Source organism: Thermus sediminis, assembly GCF_003426945.1.
Lineage (GTDB): Bacteria > Deinococcota > Deinococci > Deinococcales > Thermaceae > Thermus > Thermus sediminis.
In genome coordinates this window covers 867,709-882,433 of record NZ_QURO01000004.1, presented here as the reverse complement: position 1 = coordinate 882,433, position 14,725 = coordinate 867,709, and the positions used below count along the sequence as shown (strand labels likewise).

The window sequence follows — 14,725 nt, the reverse complement described above, 5'->3', positions numbered from 1 at the left end:
GAATGCCTCTCGTATGAAGCCGGGCCTCCATCCCGTCCTGGGCCCTCCCGCCTCGGGAAAGACCACCCTGGCCCTGGAGCTCGCCCTGGAGGTCCTGAAGGGGCGGGGGCGGGTGCTTTGGGTGGGGCTTCCCCACCAAAGGGCCTACGTCTACCGCCTCCTGGGGGAGAGGGGGGCCTTCCTGGGCCTGGAGTTCCTCTCCTTCCAGGCCCTCTACTACCGGGTCCTGGCGGAGGCGGGCTGGCTTAGGCCCCTCCTGCCGGGGGCGGGGCGGGTGGCCCTGGTGGGGGAGGCCCTCAGGGAGCTCGTGGGCCCCGGAGTCTCCCCGGGGGGGGCCAGGCTCTTCGCCCGGGCCATCGCCGAGCTCAAGCGCCACGGCCTCTCCCCCTTCGCCCTGCCCAAGGAGGGGGAGGCGGGGAGGCTCAGGCGGGTCTACCTGGCCTACGAGCGCCGCAAGCGGGGGAGCCTGGACTACGACGACTTCCGCCACCTGGCCCTGAGGGCCCCCTTGCGCCTCTTCCCTAGGCCCCATCTGGTGGTGGTGGACGGCTTCCGGGAGCTCGGCCCCCTGGACCTCCGCTTCCTCCGCCGCCTGGCCCAGAGGGTCCCCGTCCTCCTCACCCTCGAGGTCCTCCCCGAGGGCCTCACCCCTTGGAAGGAGCTTCCCCGGAGACCCTTAAGGCGGGAGGTCTGGGCCCTGGCCAACCCCGTGGAGGAGAGCCGCCACCTCCTCAAGGCCCTAAAGCGGGCCCTGGCCCCTAGGTCGCTGGGGGGCGAGGGGCTTGGGCCGGAGGAGGTCCTCATCGTGGCCCCGGAGGACCGGATTCCCGGGCTTCTCCTCCTGAAGGAGGAGTACGGCCTCCCCCTGGAGGACGGCCGGGAGCGGGCCCTGGCGGAGACGGAGGCGGGGGAGAGGGTCCTCGCCCTCCTCTCCCCCTACCCCACGGGCCGGGACCTCCTGGCCCTGGGCTTTTCCACCCTGGGGCGGCGGGCCCTGCGCCTGGGCCTCGCCGGGGAGGAGGCCCTGGAGCTTTTGGCCGAGCGGGAGGGGCTTTTGGAGGAGTGGCGGGCCTTCTTGGCCCTCCGCACCCCGGGCCCCGACCCCCTGGCCTGGGGGGAGGAGGTCTTGGAAAGGCTAGGGGTAGCCCCCAAGGAGCCCTTTCTCGCCCGGCTCCGCCTGGCCCTCCGCGTGGACCGGGCCGACCCCCTCCCCTGGTGGCGGAGCCTCCTCCTGGACGAGACCCTGCCCCCCGAGGTGGGGAAGGGCATTCCCGTCCTCCCTCCCCTCAGGGCCATGGGGGTTAGGGCCAAAAGGGCCTACGTCCTGGAATGGGTGGCCGGGCGGTACACCCTGGGGGAGCGGGAGGACTACTTCCTCCTGGAGGAGCTCCGGGAGCGGGGCCTCCTCCGGGGGTTGCCCCGGAGGCTTCGGGGCCTGGACCCCCTCTTCCGGGAGGCGGTGGCGAGCCGGGGGGAGGAGGTCTTCCTCCTCTACCCGGAGGCGGGGCCCTCGGGGCCCTTGGAGCCCCTAGAGGAAGGGAGAAGGCCCGGGGCCCTTCCCCCTTCTAGCCGCCTCGAGGCCCTGGACCCCCTGCCCTTCCACCCCCCCCTGCCCTCCCGGGCGGAGGGGCCTCCAAGCCTAGAGGTCCTGCGCCGCTTCCTGGAGGAGTGCCCCTTTAGGGCTTACCTGGAGCGTTTCACCACCTTGGGGGAGGAGGGAGCCTCGGGCTGGCCTCTTCTGGCCAAGGCCCTGGCCCAGGACCCCGAGGCCGAGGCCCTGAAGGCGGACGGGAACCTGGGGCCCTGGCTCCTGGCCCATTGGGAGCGCCTGAGGGAGATGAAATTTTACCGTTCCTGGGGGGGCAGGCGCTACGAGATGCGCCTGGACGGGGTGCGCCGGGTGGGCAAGGAGGTCCACCTCTACCGCCTTCTCCCCCAGGGGAAGGAGGCGGACCTGGGGCGGCGCTGGACGGAGTGGAAGGCCCTGGAGGCCCTTCTCGCCCGGCAGGATGTGGAGGCGGTCCATCTCTGGGTTTGGCCCTGGCTGGGAGACCCCTTCCCCTACCGCAAGCGCCCCTTCCGCAAGGGAGATAGGCTCGGGCCCTTGGAGGCCATCGCACCCAGGCTGGAGGAGGCTTGGGCCCTCTGGCAGGAGGGCCTCTTTCCCCCCAGGCCGGGGGGCTACTGCTACCGCTGCCGCTTTAAGGACGTCTGCCGAAAGGAGGCCACGTGAGGGTCTACGTGGCCTCGGCGGGAACGGGGAAGACCCAGGCCCTGGTGGAGGAGCTCGAGGGGCTTCTCCGAAGGGGGGTACCCCTGAGGCGCATCGCCGCCCTCACCTTCACCCGCAAGGCGGCGGAGGAGCTGAGGCGGCGGGCCCAGGAGGCGGTCTTAGGGCTTGCGGGGATGCCCCACCTGGAGGAGGCCAAACGGGAGGTGCACGGGGCCCTTTTCACCACCATCCACGGCTTCATGGCCGAGGCCCTGCGCCACACCGCCCCCCTCCTTTCCCTGGACCCGGACTTCGCCGTCATGGACGAGCTCCTGGCCGAGGCCCTCTTCCTGGAGGAGGTGCGAAGCCGCCTCTACCTGAAGGGGCTGGACGGGGGCTGGGATGGGCTTCTCCTCACCCTTTACCGGAAGCGGACCCTGGCGGAGCGCCTTTACCCCCTCCCTGGGGCCGAGGCGGTCTTCGCCCTCTTTGAGGAGGCCCTCGAGGGCTACCGGAGGCGGGCCTGGGCCGCCTTGGGCCCCTCGGACCTCGAGGCCCTGGCCCTCCGCCTCCTGGAGAACCGGGAGGCCCTGAGGCGGGTGGTGGAGCGGTTTCCCTTCATCCTCCTGGACGAGTACCAGGACACGGGCCCCCTCCAGGGCCGCTTCTTCCGGGGGCTAGAGGAGGCGGGGGCGGAGGTGGTGGCCGTGGGGGACCCCAAGCAGTCCATCTACCTCTTCCGCAACGCCCGGGTGGAGGTCTTCCGCGAGGCCATGGGGGGGGCGGAGGAGGTGCGCCGCCTAGGCCGGACCTACCGCCACGCCCGGAGGGTGGCCGCCTTCCTGAACCGCTTCGTAGCCCTCTTCGGGGAGGGGGAAGGGGTGGGGGTGGAGGTGGTGCGGGAGGAGGAGGGCCGGGTGGAGGTCCACTGGGTGGTGGGGGGGAAGGACCTAGAGGAGCGGCGGCGGACGGAGGCCGCCCTCCTGGCGCAGAGGCTTCTGGCTCTGGCGGAGGAGGGGTACCCCTTCCAGGGGATGGCCGTCCTGGTGCGAAGCCGGACCAGCTTCCCCCACCTGGAGGAGGCCTTCCGCGCCAGGGGGGTGCCTTACGGCCTCAGGCGGGGGCGGAGCTTCTTCACCCGGCCCGAGGTCCGGGACCTCTACCACGCCCTGAGGCTCATCCTCCTGGAGGGCTCCCCGGGACCCGAGGAGCGCCTCTCCCTCCTGGCCTTCCTACGGGGGCCCTGGGTGGGGCTGGATTTGGCCCAGGTGGAGAGGGCGCTGGGGAAACCTGACCCCATCCCCCTCCTCCCCGAGGAGGTCCAGAAGAAGCTCCTAGAGCTTCGCCAGTTGGCCGGGCTTCCCCCCTTGGAGGCCCTGAAGCGCCTGGCCCGGGAGGAGACTTTCCTGAAGCGGCTTTCCCCCAGGGCCCGGGCCAACGTGGATACCCTTCTCCTCCTGGCCGCCATGGAGCGCTTCCCCGACCTCGAAACTCTACTGGACTGGCTCCAGATACGGGCCCGGGACCCCGAAGCCTCCGAGCTTCCCGAGGGGGCCGAAGGGGTAAACCTCCTCACCGTCCACGGGGCCAAGGGGCTGGAGTGGCCTGTGGTGGCCCTCTTTGACCTCTCCCGGGGGGAAAGGTTCCAGGAAGAGCCCCTTCTGGTGGGCCTGAGGGGCGAGGTGGCCCTGGGGGGGGCCCCTGCCTTTGCCGAGGTCCGGAGGACCTTGAAAGGGGCCCAGGAGGAGGAGGCCCTCCGCCTCCTCTACGTGGCCCTCTCCCGGGCCAGGGACGTCCTCGTGGTCACGGGAAGCGCCACGGATCGCCCAACCCCTTGGGTGGAGGCCATGGTGGGCCTGGGTATCGGCCCAGGGAGCCAGGACCCCCTGGTGCGCCACCACAACGTGGGGGCGTTCCCCCCGCCTGCCCCTCCCCCCGATCCGCCCCCACCCCCGGTCCCCGCCCCCTACGCCCACCTCTCCTTTCCCAAAAGGCCCCTGCCCTCGGTCCTCTCCCCTAGCGCCTACCGGAAGCTCCAAGAACCCCTGCCCCTGGCCGAGGCCCTAGAGAAGGAGGCCCTCCCCGAGTTCCCCCGGGCCCTCGGCACCCTGGTCCACTACGCCATCGCCCGCCACCTGGACCCCGAGGACGAGGGGGCCATGGCGGGGCTCCTCCTCCAGGAGGTGGCCTTCCCCTTCGCCGGGGAGGAGAGGAGGAGGCTTTTGGAGGAGGTCAAGGACCTCCTCCGCCGCTACCGGGGGATGCTGGGCCCCTCCCTCGTCCCCTTGGAGGAGCGGGAGGAGGACCACGCCGAGCTGCCCCTGGTCCTGCCCCTCCGGGGTACCGTCTGGTATGGGGTCCTGGACCGCCTCTACCGGGTGGGGGGCAGGTGGTACCTGGAGGACTACAAGACCGACCACGAGGTCCGCCCCGAGGCCTACCGCTTGCAGCTTGCCCTCTACCGCCGGGCCCTGTTGGAGGCCTGGGGGGTGGAGGCCGAGGCCCGGCTGGTCTACCTGCGCCACGCCCTGGTCCACCCCTTCCTTCCGGAGGAGCTGGAGATGGCCCTAAAGGACATCTCCCCTGGGGAGGCCCCAGGGGAGGGGGTTTAGCGCTTGGAGTACTGGGGGGCGCGGCGGGCCTTGTGCTTGCCGTACTTCTTCCGTTCCACCACGCGGGCGTCCCGGGTGAGGAGGCCCAGGGGCTTGAGCCTGGCCCGGTAGTCGGGGTTGTACCGGAGAAGCGCCCGGGCCACGCCCAGCTTGATGGCGTCGATCTGCCCGCTCTTGCCGCCTCCCGCCACGGTGATGTAGGCGTCAAAGCGGCCCAGGGCGTCCACCACCCTGAGGGGTTCCAGGGCCGCCACCGCCCGCACGATGCCCTGGAAGTAATCCGTGAAGTCCTGGCCGTTTACCGTGACCTTACCGTTTCCGGGCCTTAGAAAAACCCGGGCCACCGCCTCCTTGCGCCTTCCGGTGCCGTAGTATTGCTCCATCGCTAGACCTCCAGCTTCACGGGCTTCTGGGCCTGGTGGGGGTGGGTGGGCCCGGCGTAGACCTTGAGGCGCTTGAAGAGCCTGCGGCCCAGGGGCCCCTTGGGGAGCATGCCCCTCACTGCGTGCTCCAGCACCCGCTCGGGGTGGGTGGAGAGCATCTTCTCGGCGGGGATCTCCTTGAGCCCTCCCTGGTAGCCGCTATAGCGGGTGTAGACCTTCTGCTTGGGCTTCTTGCCGGTGAGGCGGATCTTGCCGGCATTGACCACCACCACGAAATCCCCCATGGCCACGTTGGGGGTCCAGTCGGGGCGGTGCTTGCCCCTTAGGAGCGTGGCGATCTCCGTGGCCAGCCGGCCCAGGGTCTTCCCCTCGGCGTCTATGAGAACCCAGCGGGGTTCAATCTCTTTGGGCACGTACGTCTTCACCAGGGCCCTCCTTCTAGGCAGAACGCTCTTTCGTCCTTGCTGGGGGATCGGGGGACCCCGCAGGAACGCCAAAGAAGACACTACCACAAACCCCGCCCCTTCCGCCAGATGTGGTAGGCTGAAGTCCCGTGAACGGGGTTTCCGAAAGCTCTAAGCCTAGGAAGTACGTGTTCGTCACCGGGGGTGTGGTCTCTAGCCTGGGGAAGGGGATCCTCACCTCCTCCTTGGGGGCCCTCCTAAGGGCCCGGGGCTACCGGGTCACGGCCATCAAGATTGACCCCTACGTGAACGTGGATGCGGGGACCATGCGCCCCTACGAGCACGGGGAGGTCTTCGTCACCGCCGACGGGGCCGAGACCGACTTGGACATCGGCCACTACGAGCGCTTTTTGGACCTGGACCTATCCCGGGGCAACAACCTCACCACGGGCCAGGTCTACCTCTCCGTGATCCAGAAGGAGCGCCGGGGGGAGTACCTCTCCCAGACGGTCCAGGTCATCCCCCACGTCACCGACGAGATCAAGGACCGGATCCGCAAGGTGGCGGAGGAGCAGGGGGCGGAGATCGCCGTGGTGGAGGTGGGGGGCACGGTGGGGGACATTGAGAGCCTCCCCTTCCTGGAGGCCATCCGCCAGTTCCGCTTTGACGAGGGGGAGGGAAACACCTTTTACATCCACCTGACCCTGGTCCCCTATCTGGAGACCAGCGAGGAGTTCAAGACCAAGCCCACGCAGCACTCCGTGGCCACCCTGAGAGGCGTGGGCATCCAGCCCGACGCCATCGTCCTCCGCTCGGTAAAGCCCGTGCCCGAGGAGGTGAGGAGGAAGGTGGCCCTTTTCACCAACGTGCGCCCGGGCTATGTCTTCTCTAGCCCCAACGTGGAGCACCTCTACGAGGTCCCCCTCCTCCTCGAGGAGCAGGGTCTGGGCCGGGCGGTGGAGCGGGGCCTGGGCCTCGAGCCCCTCTTCCCCAACCTGGCCTTCTGGCAGGAGGCGGTGCGCGTCCTGAAGAACCCGGAGCGCACGGTGCGCATCGCCATCGCCGGGAAGTACGTGAGGATGCCGGACGCCTACCTCTCCCTCCTCGAGGCCCTGAAGCACGCCGGGATCAAGAACCGGGCCCGGGTGGAGGTGAAGTGGGTGGACGCCGAGGGCCTGGAGGGGGCCGACCTGGACGAGGCCTTCGCGGACGTGGCGGGCATTCTGGTTCCCGGCGGCTTCGGCGTGCGGGGGATTGAGGGCAAGGTGCGGGCCGCCCAGTACGCCAGGGAGAAGGGGATCCCCTACCTGGGGATCTGCCTAGGTCTGCAGATCGCCGTCATTGAGTTCGCCCGGAACGTGGCGGGCCTCCGGGGGGCCAACTCCACGGAGTTTGACCCCTACACCCCCCACCCCGTGATTGACCTCATGCCGGAGCAGTTGGAGGTGGAGGGCCTGGGAGGGACCATGCGCCTGGGGGACTGGCCCATGCGCATAAGGCCCGGCACCCTCCTCCACCGCCTCTATGGCCGGGAGGAGGCCTTGGAGCGGCACCGCCACCGCTACGAGGTGAACCCCCTCTATGTGGACCAGTTGGAGCGGGCGGGCCTCGTCATCTCCGCCACCACCCCGGGGATGAAGAGCCGGGGGGTGGGGCTGGTGGAGGCCATCGAGCTCAAGGACCACCCCTTCTTCCTGGGCCTCCAGAGCCACCCCGAGTTCAAGAGCCGCCCCATGCGCCCCTCGCCGCCCTTCGCCGGGTTCGTGGAGGCGGCCTTGAGGTTTTCTAGAAAACTAAAAACTTCATAACCAAAGGGAAAGACTAGGATGTAGAAAGCAAGCAAACTACTCTTCTAGTGGGTCATCGCTAAAGTGCGGACCCACAACTTCTTTGATTTTCTTAAGGATGAGCTTACCTCTTTCCTGTAGGAATATTTCATACTGGTCATCAGATAGGATTTGAGGATTGATCTCCCCCGTTGGAGTAAGGCGTACGGGGAAAAGGGCACCAGCCAGGCGCTTGTTTGCTTTGTATGTGCTCGTGCGCTTACCAAGTTCAGCTATGTATTCGGAAGGGTTTCTGTTTGATAACAGTTGGTTGCTTTCGCGAGTCAGGGGTACCAAATTTGCTATGGAGTCTACCTTCTTTTTTGCTCCAAAGGATCTAGGAAATATATGGTGTATTTCCAAATTGCTAGACTCTATTTTGGCCCCTGAGTAAAAATCTTCCATGATTGAGCGCCTCAAAAGAGCAAGAATAGCCTTATAACGGTTATCACTTTTTGCCAAATTTATCAAGGTGTCAAGGTCTAGTTTGACCGTGGGTATATCGTCAGCAGGAATCTCGCCTTCTTCCAGTAATTTTTGTAGGCTTCTATAATGAGTGAAGATTCTATAATTTGTTGCCCGGAAGCCACTTTGCAGGACATTTGAAAAAAACCATTGAACAAGCAAATCTCCCTTTCGGGCGAGAAACGCCTTTTGTTCAGAAGGTTCTAAACCAGACAAAACTCCAGCAAGGGCTACTAGCTGGCTTTCGCCGACGTAATACCTTGGTTCAAGCCCGCACTCATTTTGTGCCCATTTTATGGCCTTTACTAAAGCCTCAACCGCTTTGTGCCAATCCTTGTGGATGTCTTCTTTGGTTAATCTAAGCTGTTCACCGCGAGAAGGCTCCGTATTTTTTTCAAGGAGGACAATTATTTGCAGTATGCGCTCGCCGTCTACATCAAAATCACTGAGCACCTGATGTGAAGTGCGTGCAGTTTCGTACAGGTAACGCAGATCTGGATTGGGAAAATAGCGTGCAACGGCCAAATCAAAGGTGGTTAGACGTGTGCCCGTTGAGTTTATCGTTTCAAAAATCCGACAAATAGCTTCTACGCCTTCCTGGCCTTCCAGGAGGATGTAGGGTACTTCGTAGTTGCGGATGGTTTCGAATATTCGGCTAACTTTTTGGATTGCCTGCATAGCCTTTTCCTTTTCATCGCCAAAAAAGTCTAAAAAGTAATTAATGACATATTTTTGCTCCTCGCCTTCAATAACCAGGTCTGCTCGAATCCATCGTCCATTATTGCGCGTTGTATCTTTTGTCCTTCCTGAAGTCTTTTTGATCCAATCCGATCTTTCCTCTTGAAATGAATCGTAAATATCGTGTAAATCAAACCAATATGTTTTTGAGGGGTTGAGGTTCAGCAGCACACGAACGATAGAGGTCATTCTCTGCTGTCCATCTAAAATGAGCAACTCTTGCGCATCGGCTAATACCTCATCCTCTAAAGGTGTCTCGGGGGAAAAGTAAGTGTCTACTTCACTTGCCGCAACTTCGAGAGGCCTGGTACTTAGGCGAATTTCCGGGCTAGGCTCCAACAGGAGTAAGGAGCCAATGGGGTAATTGCGGGCGATTGAATCAATAAGTAAGGCAACCTGGGCTTCATTCCAAACGAAATCTCGCTGAAATTGAGGAAGCCTAAACTGGCCGACCTTGACTTTTCTCAATAGTTGGTTTATACGGAATGAGCCTGTCCGCACATACCGAGGTTATTACAATCAGCACATCTCTGTCAACGACTTAGGGCGAACTGCCTCGCCACCCGCCCGGAGAAGCCCCGGTTCAGGGCGAAGCGGAGGGCTTCCCTTTCCTCTTCTTCCGTGAGGGGACGGCCCAGGTGGTGGGTCACCGCCTTCAGGTAAAGCGCCTTGTCAAAGGGGGGGAAGGTGAGCACTAGCCCAAAGCGCTCGGCGAGGGCCAGGGTGTCCTGGAGCTCGTCCCACGAGGCGGGGTCGGCCCCAGGAAGGGGGTTTTCCCCCTGGTGGCGCACCAGGTGGCGGCGGTTGGAGGTGGCGAGGAGGAGGACGTTTTCCGGGGGCCCCTCGAGGCTTCCCTCCAGGAGGGCCTTGAGGGGGTGGAAGGCCTCGTCCCTGGGGTCCAAGGAGAGGTCGTCCAGGAAGAGGAAGAAGCGGTGGGGAAGGGGAGCCAGGGTTTCCAGAAGCCCTTCCAGCTGGCCCAGGGCCCTAAGCTCCACCTCCACCATCCGCACCCCCTCCAGGTGGAGAAGGCTTTTGGCGGCGGTGCTCTTCCCCGTGCCCCGGGCCCCGTAGAGGAGGGTGTGAAGGGCGGGCTTCCCTTCCAGGAAGCGCCGGGCGTTTTCCCGAAGGGCCCTCAGCTGGTCTTCGTAGCCCACAAGCTCGTCTTCCCGGGGAAGGCGAGGCTGGGAAAGGGGGCGCACCTCTCCGTCAAAGCGGAAGGCCCGGTAGAGGGCGTAGGGCCAGGGGCCATGGGCCTTGAGCACCCGAACCATGGCCTCGGGGTCCCGCTTGAGAAGGGCTTCCAAGGCCCCTTCCTCCGGGGGGGAGGGGGGGCGCTCTCCCAGGCTTCCTAGGGGGACTTCCTGTCTCAGCCGCTCCAACTCCAGGAAGTGGGCCTCGAGGTCTTGTTGTATTATATCCAAAAGCCCCGGGGTGGGCCGAAGGGCCCGCCAGGCCCAAGGAGCTTTTAGAAGGCCATGCGCCATGGCGTAGCCCCACGGCTCTCCTTGGGGGAGATCCAAGTAAATAAGGTCCAGAGGGTTTTTGGGTAGGTCCACGGATTCCATGATAAAAGCCCCAGGGGTTTCCCCCGGGACCCTTGGTGGGCCGCACAGGACTCGAACCTGTAACCCACCGATTAAGAGTCGGTTGCTCTACCGGTTGAGCTAGCGGCCCAAGCGCCAAAGGCCAGTGTAGCCGCCCCTTTCCCCTCTGTCAAGGGAAGAGGTGGAGGAGGGCCCGCCCCTCGGCCACCCGGACCCGGATGGGCCCCAGGGCCCGGTTCTCCAGGGTGCGGGTGGTGGCCTTGAGGCGGGTGGGGGGGAGGTCCCACCGGGCTCCCTCCACCGCCAAGGTGGCCTCGGGGAAGGGGAGGAGGCTGAAGGGGGCTTCTGGCTCCAAGGGGAGGGCGTGTTCTCCAGGTGAGAGGGGAAGGGTGCGCGTGAGGCCATCCGTGAGCTCCACCCGGGCGCCCCCCTCCGCCAGGAGGAAGGCGAGCTCCAGGTGGGCCAGGGTGTGGTCCAACCGCCCCCCGATGGCCCCCAGGAGGAGGACCTCCTCGGGAGCCAGCTCCAGGGCCTTCCGGATCAGGGCCTCCCCATCGGTCTGGTCTTTGTCCTGGGGGAGGAGGAGCCGGGGGGCGGCAAGGGCCTCCTGGAGCCAGGAGGGGCTAGAGTCCATGTCCCCGAGCCATAACTCCAGGGGCAGGCCCAGGGCTAGGGCGTGGCGGGCCCCGGAGTCTGCGGCCCAGAGGCGGAAGCCAAAAAGCCTTTCCTTAAGCCCCTCCGTCACCAAGAGGGGCCCTCCCAAGAGCAGGGCTAGCCTCATCCCTCCAAGGTTACCACCTGGAAAGCGTCCAGATGGAGGCCTACCCTCTCCCCCTCCCTGGGGCCCTCTTGGGCCTCCAGGTAAAGCCGCACCCCCCCGAGTCGCACCCAAAGCCCCACCCGGGGGCCGAAAAAGAGGCGCTCCTCCACCACGCCTTCCAAAGGCCCCCCCAGGGAGAGGGCCTTGGGCGGGAGGAGGTGGGCCTTGGGAGGAAGGCCCAGGGCCTGGCTCTCCTCGGGGGAAAGGAGGTTCTTGTGCCCCAGGAAGCGGGCGGCCCAGGGGTCCTTGGGGTGGGCGTAGACCTCCTCAGGCCTCCCCACTTGGACGATCCGCCCCTCCCGCAGGAGGGCCACCCGGTGGGCCAGGAGGAAGGCCTCCTCTTGGTCGTGGGTCACGAGGAGCGCGGTAACCCCCTCCTCCCGCAAGGTGCGGCGCAGGAAGAGGAGGAGTTCCTCCCTAAGCCTCAGGTCCAAGGCCCCCAGGGGCTCGTCCAGGAGGAGGAGGCGGGGCTTAGGGGCCAGGGCCCGGGCCAGGGCCACCCTTTGCTGCTCCCCTCCGGAGAGCTCCTGGGGGCGCTTCCCGGCGTGGGGGGTGAGCTCCATGCGGGCGAGGAGCTCCTTTACCCTCTCCTCCCGGGCCGCCTTGGGCCAGCGGGCCTCGAGGAGGCCGAAGGCGATGTTCTCGGCCACGGTGAGGTGGGGGAAGAGGGCGTAGTCCTGGAAGAGGAAGCCCACCTTGCGCCTCTCCGGGGGCAAGGAGGTGAGGTCCAGCCCTCCGAAGCGGACAGACCCCGCATCCGGCTGGAGGAGGCCGGCCACCAGCTTGAGGAGGGTGCTCTTCCCGCTCCCCGAGGGGCCGAGGAGGGCTAGGACCTCCCCTTCCTGGACCTCCAGCGCTATCTCCAGCCGAAACCCAGGGAAGGCCTTCCTCACCGCGAGCGCCAGCACCCCCCCATTAAAGCAGAGGCCCCAGGGGCAAGCCCTGGGGCAGGTGGGCCTCAGGCGGTTACCTCAGGCCCAGCCTCCTCCTTTCCTCCAGCACCTGCTGGGGGGTAAGCCTCTGCCCCCTGAGCCTCCTGACCTCCTCTGCGGTGAAGGGCCTGAAGCCCTGGACCTTCTTGTCATCCCCCCAGGCGGTGGCGATGTGGTTGAGGACGGCGGCGATTTCCTCGTCCCTCCACTGGTTGTAAGCGGGCATGACCCCGTTGTACCTCACCCCTCTGACCTCGATCGGGCCTTGGAGGCCCCAGAGGAGGGTCCTGATGAGGTACTCCCGCCCGCCCTGCTTGGCCAGGATCTCCGCCATATGCCCGGCCAGGGGTGGGAAGGCCCCCGGGATGCCCTGCCCGTTTGCCTGGTGGCACCCCGCGCACTGGGCGTAGAGCCTGGCCCCATCCGCCTGGGCCAGGGCCAGGCCGCCGAGAAGGAGAAGAGCCACTATCCCCTTTCTCATTTCTATCCTCCCGCAATAAGGGTATAGGGGTCGGGCATTACCCGTCAAGGGGCGGAGCCTTAGTCTTCCTTAAGGATCGGCTACACCGTAGGGGTGTATACGCTTGGACCGTTTGCCCTTGGACGGGACGGAACGCCTTGATAAGGTCCTCACGAAAATGTGTCCCGGGGGACCTTTGGCCTTGACATTCCCCTAACCCAGATGGTAGAGTACAAATGTCCCTGGGTGTACCCAGGCGGTGTATGCGGTGGCAACCATGCGCAGATGGGTCGTCCTAGCCATCTCCCTGGGCTTGGCCCTGGCTGCCCCAGACTTTGGCCGTTGGTACCCCTTTTCCGAGGCCCAGGCCCTGGCCCAGGCCCATGGGCGGCTCCTTTTGGTCTACTTCCATAGCCCCGCCTGCCCCTACTGCGACCAGATGAACACCTTCGTTCTCTCCGACCCCCAGGTGGACGCCCTTTTAAGGGGCCGCTACGTGGTGGCCTCCGTGAGCACCGCCATCCCCGAGGGGCAGAATCTGGCCCGGCGTTTCCGGGTGCTGGGCGTCCCCAGCTTCGTCTTCCTTGTCCACCGCAGGGGGACATGGGAAGAGGTAGGCCGGTTTTTTGGCAGCCGGCCGCGGGCGCAGTTTTTGGAGGAGCTGCGCCGGATGTGCGCCAAAGGAGGTGCGTGTGGATAGGCGAGCGTTTCTCAAGGCTACCGGCATGGCCCTTGGGGCTGTAGCCCTTTCGGGGCTTCCTGTGAGGGCCCAAGGCCTCGAGGGCGAGGACCTGGCCAACCTGGAGAAGGCCTTGCAGGAGGCTCTGGGCAAGGGCTTTAGGGACCTCACCCCCTCGGACCTGGTGAAGGTCACCATGCCCACCATCGCTGAAAGCGGGGCCAACGTGCCGGCGGAAGTGGAGGTCAACCTGCCCCCGGGCGAGGTGAAGGCCATCCACCTCTTCGCCGACAAGAACCCCACCCCTAGGCTGGCCAGCTTCATGCCCATGAAGGCCCTGCCCTATTACGCTACCCGGGTCCGCTTGGCAGAGACCAGCGCGGTGCGGGCGGTGGTGGAAACCCAAGACGGCAGGTTCCTCTTGGCCTCGGCCAGCACCCGGGTCACTGTGGGCGGGTGCGGTTAAGGGAGGTAGAGCATGAGCATCCGTGTGATCGTACGGCTGACCCCGGCTAGGCCCAAGGCGGGCGAGGAGTTCCGGCTCCAGGCGGTGGCCCAGCACCCCAACGAGCCCGGCACCCGCCGGGATGAGCGGGGCAACCTGATCCCCGCCAGGTACATCAACCAGGTGGAGGTCTTCTTTGAGGGGGAGAAGGTGGCCGAAGTCCGTCCCGGCCCCTCCATCAGCGCCAACCCCCTCTACGGCTTCAAGTTCAAGGCCGAAAAGCCAGGCGCCTACACCGTTAGGCTGAGGGACACGGGCGGGGACACGGGCGAGGGCACGGTTAGGCTGGAGCTGGCCTAGGCGCGGGCGCCCGGGAGGCCGGGCGCCTTTATGGAGGTTGGGTTATGCGGATGCGGTGGAAGGCCTTGCTATTCCTTCTCCTGGGGGCGAACCTCCTCCTGGGGGCCGCTTTGGGCCAGGAGGCGGACCCCCGGGAGGAGGCCAGGCGGCAGCGGCAGCTCCTCCTGGAGACCGCGGGGATCCTCCCCACGGAGCTCATCGTGGCCCAGGGGGAGGAGCTTTTCAACCGCAAGGGCCCTTCGGGCAAGACCATGGCCGAGTGCGACTTCGGCTTGGGCAAAGGGGTCTTAGAGGGGGCGGCCGCCAGGCTTCCCCGTTATTTCCTGGACACGGGAAGGGTGGAGGACCTGGATAGCCGCATCGTGACCTGCATGACCCGGGTCCAGGGCTTCAAGCCGGAAGAGGTGAAGCGCTCCGAGGTGGTGTCCATCGCCTTCTACATTGCCAGCAAGTCCACGGGGCAAAGGGTCCAGGTGCGCCTCCTCTTCCCCCAGGAGCGGGAGCTCTACGCCCTGGGCGAAAAGCTCTTCTACGCCCGCACCGGCCAGCGGGACGTGGGCTGCGCCACCTGCCACGTGACCTACGTGGGCCGCCGGGCCGGGGTCCTCTCCTACGCTGATGTCCTGGGTAAGGACAAGTCCTGGACCAACTGGCCCGCCTACCGCTACTCCAACGACCAGATCTGGACCATGCAGGACCGCATCCGGGCCTGCTACGGGAACATCGGCCATCCCGCTCCAGCCCTCTACTCCCTGCCCATCCTGGCCCTGGAGCTCTTCATGGCCTACCACGCCAATGGGGCGGTGGTGGAGGAGTGGCCCGCCTTTGTGCGGTGAGGAGGAGGC

At 65.8% G+C, this 14,725-nt stretch carries 14 protein-coding genes and 1 tRNA gene; 7 read left to right on the top strand and 8 right to left on the bottom strand.

Annotated features, from left to right (window positions below; translation table 11 throughout):
* The first annotated feature begins 13 nt into the window (after positions 1–13).
* Together ATI37_RS05270 and ATI37_RS05265 are read left to right on the top strand one after the other, a co-directional pair.
* Complete coding sequence (locus ATI37_RS05270; protein ID WP_117237437.1) at positions 14–2,233, top strand: PD-(D/E)XK nuclease family protein; 2,220 nt, start codon at positions 14–16, stop codon at positions 2,231–2,233.
* Positions 2,230–4,824 carry a UvrD-helicase domain-containing protein gene (locus ATI37_RS05265; protein WP_117237436.1) on the top strand — a complete coding sequence of 865 codons (2,595 nt, stop codon included), beginning with the start codon at positions 2,230–2,232 and terminating at the stop codon, positions 4,822–4,824. The genes ATI37_RS05270 and ATI37_RS05265 overlap by 4 nt, the downstream gene beginning before the upstream one ends.
* On the opposite strand, the gene rpsI is transcribed toward ATI37_RS05265, so the two are convergent.
* Both rpsI and rplM read right to left on the bottom strand, forming a co-directional pair.
* Positions 4,821–5,207, bottom strand: a complete 387-nt coding sequence (gene rpsI / locus ATI37_RS05260; protein WP_117237435.1) for a 30S ribosomal protein S9 — start codon at positions 5,205–5,207, stop codon at positions 4,821–4,823. The genes ATI37_RS05265 and rpsI overlap by 4 nt on opposite strands.
* A gap of 2 nt (positions 5,208–5,209) precedes the next feature.
* The gene (gene rplM / locus ATI37_RS05255) at positions 5,210–5,632 is read right to left on the bottom strand and encodes a 50S ribosomal protein L13 (protein ID WP_117237434.1); all 423 of its coding nucleotides are present in this window, start codon (positions 5,630–5,632) and stop codon (positions 5,210–5,212) included.
* A 128-nt stretch (positions 5,633–5,760) separates the two neighbouring features.
* Between rplM and ATI37_RS05250 the strand changes: the two genes are divergently transcribed.
* A complete protein-coding gene (locus ATI37_RS05250; protein WP_117237433.1) occupies positions 5,761–7,419 on the top strand; it encodes a CTP synthase in 1,659 nt (552 codons plus the stop codon).
* A gap of 36 nt (positions 7,420–7,455) precedes the next feature.
* On the opposite strand, the gene ATI37_RS05245 is transcribed toward ATI37_RS05250, so the two are convergent.
* The 6 genes from ATI37_RS05245 to ATI37_RS05220 all read right to left on the bottom strand — a co-directional run bounded on the left by ATI37_RS05245 (position 7,456) and on the right by ATI37_RS05220 (position 12,417).
* Positions 7,456–9,108 (bottom strand): GmrSD restriction endonuclease domain-containing protein, encoded by a 1,653-nt coding sequence (locus ATI37_RS05245; protein WP_198665510.1) that lies wholly within the window; start codon positions 9,106–9,108, stop codon positions 7,456–7,458.
* Positions 9,109–9,173: 65 nt separating this feature from the next.
* Entirely contained in the window at positions 9,174–10,196 is a 1,023-nt protein-coding gene (locus tag ATI37_RS05240) for a DUF815 domain-containing protein (RefSeq protein ID WP_408646647.1), read from the bottom strand.
* Positions 10,197–10,238: 42 nt separating this feature from the next.
* A tRNA-Lys gene (locus ATI37_RS05235) sits at positions 10,239–10,314 on the bottom strand.
* A 39-nt stretch (positions 10,315–10,353) separates the two neighbouring features.
* Positions 10,354–10,965: a thiamine diphosphokinase gene (locus tag ATI37_RS05230; protein WP_117237430.1), complete on the bottom strand. Its 612-nt coding sequence runs from the start codon at positions 10,963–10,965 to the stop codon at positions 10,354–10,356.
* Complete coding sequence (locus tag ATI37_RS05225) at positions 10,962–11,912, bottom strand: ABC transporter ATP-binding protein (RefSeq protein ID WP_117237429.1); 951 nt, start codon at positions 11,910–11,912, stop codon at positions 10,962–10,964. The genes ATI37_RS05230 and ATI37_RS05225 overlap by 4 nt, the downstream gene beginning before the upstream one ends.
* A gap of 58 nt (positions 11,913–11,970) precedes the next feature.
* The gene (locus tag ATI37_RS05220) at positions 11,971–12,417 is read right to left on the bottom strand and encodes a c-type cytochrome (protein ID WP_117237428.1); all 447 of its coding nucleotides are present in this window, start codon (positions 12,415–12,417) and stop codon (positions 11,971–11,973) included.
* A 256-nt stretch (positions 12,418–12,673) separates the two neighbouring features.
* Here ATI37_RS05220 and ATI37_RS05215 point away from each other — a divergent pair, with 256 nt between their 5' ends.
* Genes ATI37_RS05215 through soxA form a run of 4 tightly spaced genes read left to right on the top strand, consistent with a single transcriptional unit; the run spans position 12,674 to position 14,716 of the window.
* A complete protein-coding gene (locus ATI37_RS05215; RefSeq protein ID WP_117237427.1) occupies positions 12,674–13,096 on the top strand; it encodes a thioredoxin fold domain-containing protein in 423 nt (140 codons plus the stop codon).
* Positions 13,089–13,541, top strand: a complete 453-nt coding sequence (gene soxY, locus ATI37_RS05210; RefSeq protein WP_117237426.1) for a thiosulfate oxidation carrier protein SoxY — start codon at positions 13,089–13,091, stop codon at positions 13,539–13,541. The genes ATI37_RS05215 and soxY overlap by 8 nt, the downstream gene beginning before the upstream one ends.
* 12 nt (positions 13,542–13,553) lie before the next feature.
* Positions 13,554–13,880, top strand: a complete 327-nt coding sequence (soxZ, locus tag ATI37_RS05205) for a thiosulfate oxidation carrier complex protein SoxZ (RefSeq protein ID WP_117237425.1) — start codon at positions 13,554–13,556, stop codon at positions 13,878–13,880.
* Between the two features lie 50 nt (positions 13,881–13,930).
* Positions 13,931–14,716 carry a sulfur oxidation c-type cytochrome SoxA gene (gene soxA / locus ATI37_RS05200; protein WP_117238522.1) on the top strand — a complete coding sequence of 262 codons (786 nt, stop codon included), beginning with the start codon at positions 13,931–13,933 and terminating at the stop codon, positions 14,714–14,716.
* The last annotated feature ends 9 nt before the right edge of the window (positions 14,717–14,725 follow it).

Coding starts and splice junctions, on each gene's coding strand:
- soxA (WP_117238522.1), top strand. CDS start 13,931: ATGCGGTGGAAGGCCTTGCTATTCCTTCTCCTGGGGGCGAACCTCCTC.
- ATI37_RS05230 (WP_117237430.1), bottom strand. CDS start 10,965: ATGAGGCTAGCCCTGCTCTTGGGAGGGCCCCTCTTGGTGACGGAGGGG.
- ATI37_RS05220 (WP_117237428.1), bottom strand. CDS start 12,417: ATGAGAAAGGGGATAGTGGCTCTTCTCCTTCTCGGCGGCCTGGCCCTG.
- soxZ (WP_117237425.1), top strand. CDS start 13,554: ATGAGCATCCGTGTGATCGTACGGCTGACCCCGGCTAGGCCCAAGGCG.
- ATI37_RS05270 (WP_117237437.1), top strand. CDS start 14: ATGAAGCCGGGCCTCCATCCCGTCCTGGGCCCTCCCGCCTCGGGAAAG.
- ATI37_RS05215 (WP_117237427.1), top strand. CDS start 12,674: ATGCGCAGATGGGTCGTCCTAGCCATCTCCCTGGGCTTGGCCCTGGCT.
- rpsI (WP_117237435.1), bottom strand. CDS start 5,207: ATGGAGCAATACTACGGCACCGGAAGGCGCAAGGAGGCGGTGGCCCGG.